The sequence below is a fragment of the Methanosarcina sp. 2.H.A.1B.4 genome (assembly GCF_000979385.1).
In the GTDB taxonomy this organism is placed as follows: domain Archaea; phylum Halobacteriota; class Methanosarcinia; order Methanosarcinales; family Methanosarcinaceae; genus Methanosarcina.
Genome location: NZ_JJOV01000074.1, coordinates 76,681 through 83,210, shown reverse-complemented (window position 1 = coordinate 83,210; position 6,530 = coordinate 76,681). Strand labels below are relative to the sequence as shown.

The 6,530-nt window shown below is 42.6% G+C and carries 5 protein-coding genes; 3 read left to right on the top strand and 2 right to left on the bottom strand.

Annotated features, from left to right (window positions below; genetic code table 11):
• The coding region (locus tag EO92_RS18825) for a PKD domain-containing protein (protein WP_162197471.1) at positions 1 to 2,049 on the bottom strand (2,049 nt) is incomplete at its 3' end.
• Between the two features lie 460 nt (positions 2,050 to 2,509).
• Positions 2,510 to 2,716, bottom strand: a complete 207-nt coding sequence (locus EO92_RS17230) for a helix-turn-helix domain-containing protein (protein WP_235283314.1) — start codon at positions 2,714 to 2,716, stop codon at positions 2,510 to 2,512.
• 284 nt (positions 2,717 to 3,000) lie between these two features.
• Here EO92_RS17230 and EO92_RS11685 point away from each other — a divergent pair, with 284 nt between their 5' ends.
• From EO92_RS11685 to EO92_RS11675, 3 genes are all read left to right on the top strand, one after another.
• Positions 3,001 to 3,222: a heavy-metal-associated domain-containing protein gene (locus tag EO92_RS11685; RefSeq protein ID WP_255350347.1), complete on the top strand. Its 222-nt coding sequence runs from the start codon at positions 3,001 to 3,003 to the stop codon at positions 3,220 to 3,222.
• Between the two features lie 170 nt (positions 3,223 to 3,392).
• On the top strand, positions 3,393 to 3,590 hold the full coding sequence (locus tag EO92_RS11680) for a heavy-metal-associated domain-containing protein (RefSeq protein WP_048131394.1): 198 nt from the start codon (positions 3,393 to 3,395) through the stop codon (positions 3,588 to 3,590).
• 41 nt (positions 3,591 to 3,631) lie between these two features.
• Positions 3,632 to 6,517, top strand: coding sequence for a heavy metal translocating P-type ATPase (locus EO92_RS11675; protein ID WP_048171753.1), 2,886 nt, complete (start codon positions 3,632 to 3,634; stop codon positions 6,515 to 6,517).
• Positions 6,518 to 6,530: the final 13 nt, after the last annotated feature.

Genomic DNA, 6,530 nt, shown 5'->3' with positions numbered 1-6,530 from the left:
AATGAATGTCTGGGAAAGTTCCTTTACCTCAACGTTTTTTGCAGGTTCTGGAGAACCGCCTCCACCACCGCTGCTGCTTCCGCTACTACTGTGGCTGCTTCCCCCGTCTGAACTGCTATCGTCGCTGAAGTTGCTTTCTGTCTTCGGATCTTCAGTTTCAGGGTCTGTGACCGTGATATAATTATATTTTGTTATGATAGACTTGCCGCCGCGGTTATCCATATATAATGATACAGTGTACTTACCGGGCTTTTCGTACACATGCGTTGCATATGGTGTTGCAGAGTCGTTAGCATCCACCATATAAGTTTGAATGACCCCGTCACCAAAATCCCACTCGCGCCAGATCGGATAATTTGGAAGTTTCGCATCCAGGTCGTCGACGAAGGTCACTGTTAGCGGGACCTTTCCAGAAGTTACGTCGGACGAGAAGTATGCAGGAGTTGCAGCTTCATCCATTATTCCCATAAGTACGTAACCATACTTACTTATGGAGTCACTTCCAGCTGCATTTTTCACGGTTAAATTTACAGTATACCCACCTATTTTTCCATATGCATGAGTGGGATTCTTCTCTGTTGAGGTATTTCCATCTCCGAAATCCCAGAGCCAGGAGCTTGGCGAGCCTGTACTATTGTCAAAGAATGAAATAACTTCATTTTCGAAAATTCCCTGATCATTAATTCCACTCAATACTTTTTCGGCTTCAGGAGAATAAAAATCTGCAACAGGTTTTTCAGCAGACGAAATTGCTGTAACTGTAATATAGCCGGGTTTGCTTACCGAATTGCTTCCAGCGGCATTTGTTACCGTTAAAGTAACGTTATATGTTCCCGTTTTCGTGAATGTGTGTGTAGCCGTTTGGGCATGCTTTGAGGTTATCCCGTCCCCGAAGTTCCAGAGCCAGGATGTTGGAGTTTCTCCAGTGCCAGTATAAGTGAATAACACAACCAGAGGAGCAGTTCCGGAAGTTACATTGGCTGTGAAGTCGAGAGCAGGTAATACTGGGTTATACTTAGCTGTGAGTGGTAGATAGTCATAGTTCTTTTCAGATATTACATAAGCTGAATCTGCAATGCCATCTCCGTTTGCATCAATAGCAGTCTGAGAGAACCCGGTCCCGTCCGGCTTTGCCCAGTAATTACCTCCAATATATGACCCACCAATTATGTTTGTACCCTCAGTGAGGGAGGTGTTCCAGGTATATGACTCTTCAAAGTCTCCAAACTTTACATTCACTGTGTTGTTGAAATAATTATTATAGGCTCCTTTAGCTTCTAAAGACCCAACCACTTTAAGCCCACAGTCTGAGCAGTACATTATTTTATTTCCAATTAAATTTGCACCACCGGTTTCTCCGGCTACTACTCCTACACCACAATTTGTGATTTCGTTGTTTTCAATATCATAAGATAAACCAGAAACATGTATTCCGACATCACAGTTGTTTATTTTGTTACCACTAATAGGTGGTACAAATCTTTCATCATAAACGTAAATTCCTGTAGGGCAATTTAAAATTTCATTATTTGTTATTTCATTGTAATCCCCACAACATGATACGTCTATACCAGTACCACCAGTGATTTTGTTTCCAGATATAATAATACCGGAACTCTCAGATCCTACGCCAATACCACCATTTTCAATAACGTTGTTTGTTATCTGGCTCATATTGTTTAGATAATACTCATTATTACCTAACAATGCGTTATTAACGTAAACACTACCATTTATATCAAAGCCGGTTAGTGTTATACCAACATTGCTTAGAATGATAGTTGCCTTTGTGACGTCTGCTGGTTCAATAAACACGTTATTTGTTTCTGGTTTAATTGTTAGCTTTGCTTTTGAAACATTTATGTTTTCAACATAAGTTCCAGGTTTTATTATAATTACATCTCCAGCTTCTGCACCATCTACAGCTTCCTGTATTGTAGAATATGATCCACTTCCGTTGCCCACTATAATATCTCTTGCCGATACTGTAGATGGTACTCCCATCAGGAATATCAAAGTAAAAACTATTAATAGAGTTTTACTCTTCACATTATCTCCCCCACATAGCTTCTATTTTTCAAAGCTAGTGTAGTACATCCTGTACTATCCGTTTCCTCTTACCCACTTTATTAAATAATTAATGATTAATAATATTACATTTCTTTAAATGTAAATTATATTTATGGTTAATTGCACATTCTATAAATAACCAGACTATGTCCTCAATAATAATTCTGAAGTAAAATTCCTCTGACTTTTGCTACTTACCAACGTTGATTCAAAACTAGAATAGTCGAAGAAAGAGATATGTAAAAATGTAAAAAACAAACATGAAATTCTTCAGATTACAGGCACAAAGAAATAAAAGTACTTTTCAAATCACAGTACTTTCATGCCAAAATAAAAAACAACTTTTAGGCATTATCGTAACCGTGATAATAAAACTGATAAAAAAATCAAAGTTAGAAACATGGAAAGAAGGTGACTGCTCCCCTCATTAAAATGAGGGTCATCTATCGGTTTTACGAACAGACTTCCAGATAGGGATCATTTTCTTAGAATCGTAATAACTGATTTTTTTTTGTTCAGATTCCCATGCATTTTTTCTTAATGCCAAAGTTTCATTATATACCCATCTACACAGTTCCAAAGTAGAATTCAGCTTTGTAACTTGTGATTTTGTTGGATAGATTCTATAACGAGTTACTTTAGGCATAGTACTGAATTAGGCAATTTGACTTAAATGAATGTTACTATGTCGAAGTTGACGGGTTGTATCCCACCATTGAAATGGCGGGGATTAGCCCTTATTGCTCCTAAAGCTATACGAGACCGGATGAAGGCATCGGGTGAAATTGAAATAAATTGACGCATCTTTATTATTGGGGTATTATGACGGTCACTATGGGCAGTAAAGAATTTGCAGCAGACCGGACATATATCTTTTCAATCATGCAGTATTCCATAAACTTATTATGTTAAATCGGTCAGTAAAAATCAGTGGAGGTTGAAACAATTACTCAGGAAACCATAAAAGTTGAAGGCATGTCCTGCGGACACTGTGTCATGAGGGTTAAAAAGGCAATTGAAGGTTTGGAAGGCGTAACGAAAGTAGACGTGAGCCTTGAAAACAAACAGGCTGTTGTTGAATTCGATGAAGGAAAGATAGACGTGGAGAAAATAAAGGCTGTGGTGAAGGAAACCGGATATGAGCCTGTCTGAATTGGAATAATGTATTTAAATAGTCTCAAAATACTCAATTTATTCATATCGAGGAATTTATTATATAGTAAAAGGTACAGATTTTTATAATATGGGTGGAACGCCTGTTTAAAAGCAGCTGATGATCTGGGGGTGAAGACATCGGGGAGACAACACTTGTAGTAGATGATATGATTTGCAGGTACTGCAAAGATACGGTTACCAGGCTCATTGCCTCTATTAACGGGGTTTCCCGTGTAAACGTAAACGTCCCTGAAAGGACAGTAAATGTAACCTATGACAGCCGGATAACCGATGCACATGTCATAAGGATGACTCTGCTCGAAGCGGGTTATAAGAATATCAGAGAATCTTTAAACGCTTTTTAAGCGGTAAGGCAGTCTGAAAATCTGGATAGGCGGCATATCCGATGGAAATTTCGATAGGAGTTTATGGCATGACCTGTGGTCACTGCCAGAAAAGTGTAGCGGATGCTATTTCTTCTCTTAAGGGCGTGGAGTCTGTAGATGTCAATCTTGAAGCCGGAAGTGCAACTGTTATTTTTGATCCTGAAAAGGTAAGCCTTGATGATATTAAGGAAGCTGTCCTGGAGGCGGGCTACTCAACCGAAAAGGAAGGAGAGGCCGAAGCGGAGGCTCAGGAAGAAACTTCAGAAAGCACCGGAAAGACAGCAGAAGCTCCGGAAGTTGCTGATAAAGAAGCTGAATCAAAGGTTTCGGGAACCGTTGTGAGTGAGGAGGCGGCGGGAATTTCCTGCACCCTTGACGAAGCGTGCAAACTGGCGGAAAAAGAAGTAACTCGGCTGTCCGGGCAAAAAGAAGGCCCCAAAGAAATCACCCTCGGAGTTTCCGGGATGACCTGCTCGGCATGCGCCCTGAATATCGAGAAGGTCCTGAAGAAAAAAGAGGGTGTGGATTCAGTAGCCGTTAATCTGGAGCTTGGCAGGGCAAAGGTTAGCTTTGAGCCTTCCCTGATCTCTCCTCAGGAAATTGAAGAAGCTATTGAATCCATAGGGTATAAAGTCGAGAAAGATAAAGTAACCCTGAACCTTCAGGGCATGAGCTGTGCGTCCTGTGCTGCAAATATTGAGAAGATCCTCACTAAAACCGAAGGAGTAATCTCGGTTTCCGTAAATTTTCCGCTTGAAAAAGCCGTTGTGGAATTTAACTCCTCCCTCATTTCTGTCAGGGAAATTATTGCTGCAGTTCAGGGAATCGGGTATGGGGCATCGGTCCCTGCTGAAACGGTTGAGTATGAAGACCGAGAGCAGATGTCAAGGGACGCTGAGATCCGCAGGCAGAGAAATAACCTTATTGTTGCCCTTTTGCTGGGCATTCCCATATCCCTCGGAAACATGAGCATGATGTTTCCTTTCCTGTCGTTTGTGCCCTCAATCTTTTCCAATCACATTGTACTTTTTATAATGTCTACCCTTGTCCTTCTTTTTCCGGGCAGGCAGTTTTTTGTCGGGACTTTCAAAGGCTTCAAGCACGGCGTAACCGACATGAATCTCTTGATTGCTGCAGGAACCGGATCAGCTTATCTTATCAGTGTAGCAGCAACTTTCCTTGACCTGGGACCGGGATATGATGTCCTCTACTATGACACTGTAGCGTTTCTGATTATTTTCATCGTCTTTGGCAGGTACCTCGAAGCAAGAGCCCGGGGCAAAACCTCGGAAGCCATCCGAAAATTGATGGGGTTAAGGGCTAAAACCTCAAGGATCCTTGTAGACGGCGTGGAAAAAGAGGTTCCTGTAGAAGAGGTAGTCGTTGGAGACATTGTTGTGGTCCGTCCGGGTGAAAAGATACCTGTTGACGGGGTTGTGGTGGAAGGAAGCTCTGCAATAGACGAGTCCATGATTACCGGCGAGAGTATCCCTGTTGAGAAAGGTGCAGGGGACACGGTTATCGGGGCTACCCTCAACAAGACAGGGTCTTTCAGGTTCAGGGCTACAAAGGTCGGAGCTGATACTGCCCTTGCCCAGATAATCAGGCTTGTAGAAGCAGCCCAGACAACCAAGGCTCCCATCCAGAGGGTCGCAGATGTTTTTGCTGGCAACTTCATCGTAGCCGTACATATAATTGCCCTTCTGGCTTTTTTCTTCTGGTTTTTCATCGGTTACTGGCGTTACGGGGTAGGGGAATCCGCAGAACTCGGAGGAATAAGCCCTTTCCTTTTTTCCCTGCTCATAGCTATCACTGTCCTTGTAATCTCATGTCCGTGTGCAGTTGGGCTTGCAACTCCTGCAGCTATTATGGTTGGTACTGGTAAAGGTGCTGAAAACGGAATTCTGATCAAAGGCGGGGAAGCCCTTGAGAGGGCGCATAAACTTGATACTATCGTGTTTGACAAAACAGGAACCCTTACTGAAGGTACTCCGAAACTTACAGATGTATTTGCAGCCTCTGGCCGCGAAGAAAGCGAAGTGCTTTTTATTGCTGCAACGGCTGAAAAAGGGTCCGAGCACCCACTGGGGGAAGCCATTGTAAGAGGTGCGGATGATAGGAAAATAAGCCTTGCAGAGGCAAAAAACTTCCGTTCTATTCCCGGAAAAGGTATTGAGGCATACATTGAAGAAAAGAAAATTCTGCTCGGTACGCGCAAACTTATGGAAGAAAACATGATTTCTTTCGAGGGGCTGGAAGTTAAAATGCAAAAATTTGAGGAAAATGGGAAAACTGCAATGCTTGTAGCTCTTGGGGGTGAAATCATAGGTCTTGTTGCGGTTGCCGATACTCTGAAGGAGAACTCTAAAGAGGCAATTGAGACCCTGATAAAAATGGGCATCGAAGTAGTTATGATAACCGGAGACAATGCAATTACAGCCGGGGCAATTGCAGCAGAGGTAGGGATCCCGAGAGTGCTTGCCGAGGTGCTGCCCGAAGACAAAGCAAACGAAATCAAAAAGCTCCAGAAGGAAGGCAAGCTCGTTGGCATGGTAGGTGACGGCATTAATGATGCCCCTGCCCTCATTCAGTCCGATGTGGGAATCGCTATGGGAGCAGGTACGGATGTAGCAATGGAATCTGCAAAAATAGTGCTTATCAAAAATGACCTGAGAGATGTGGTTGCAGCGCTTAAACTGAGCCGGCTTACCATTAATAAGATTAAGCAAAATCTGGCCTGGGCCTTCGGATACAATATGCTGGGCATCCCTATTGCAGCAGGAATCCTGTACCCCATTTTCTTCCGGATTATGATTACGCCGGAACTTGCCGCTGCTTTCATGGCATTGAGTTCAGTTTCTGTTACAACCAATTCCCTGCTAATGAAAAGAAGCAGGATTAAATAAGTTCAGAGCAGAT

Coding starts and splice junctions, on each gene's coding strand:
- EO92_RS17230 (WP_235283314.1), bottom strand. CDS start 2,716: ATGCCTAAAGTAACTCGTTATAGAATCTATCCAACAAAATCACAAGTT.
- EO92_RS11675 (WP_048171753.1), top strand. CDS start 3,632: ATGGAAATTTCGATAGGAGTTTATGGCATGACCTGTGGTCACTGCCAG.
- EO92_RS11680 (WP_048131394.1), top strand. CDS start 3,393: ATGATTTGCAGGTACTGCAAAGATACGGTTACCAGGCTCATTGCCTCT.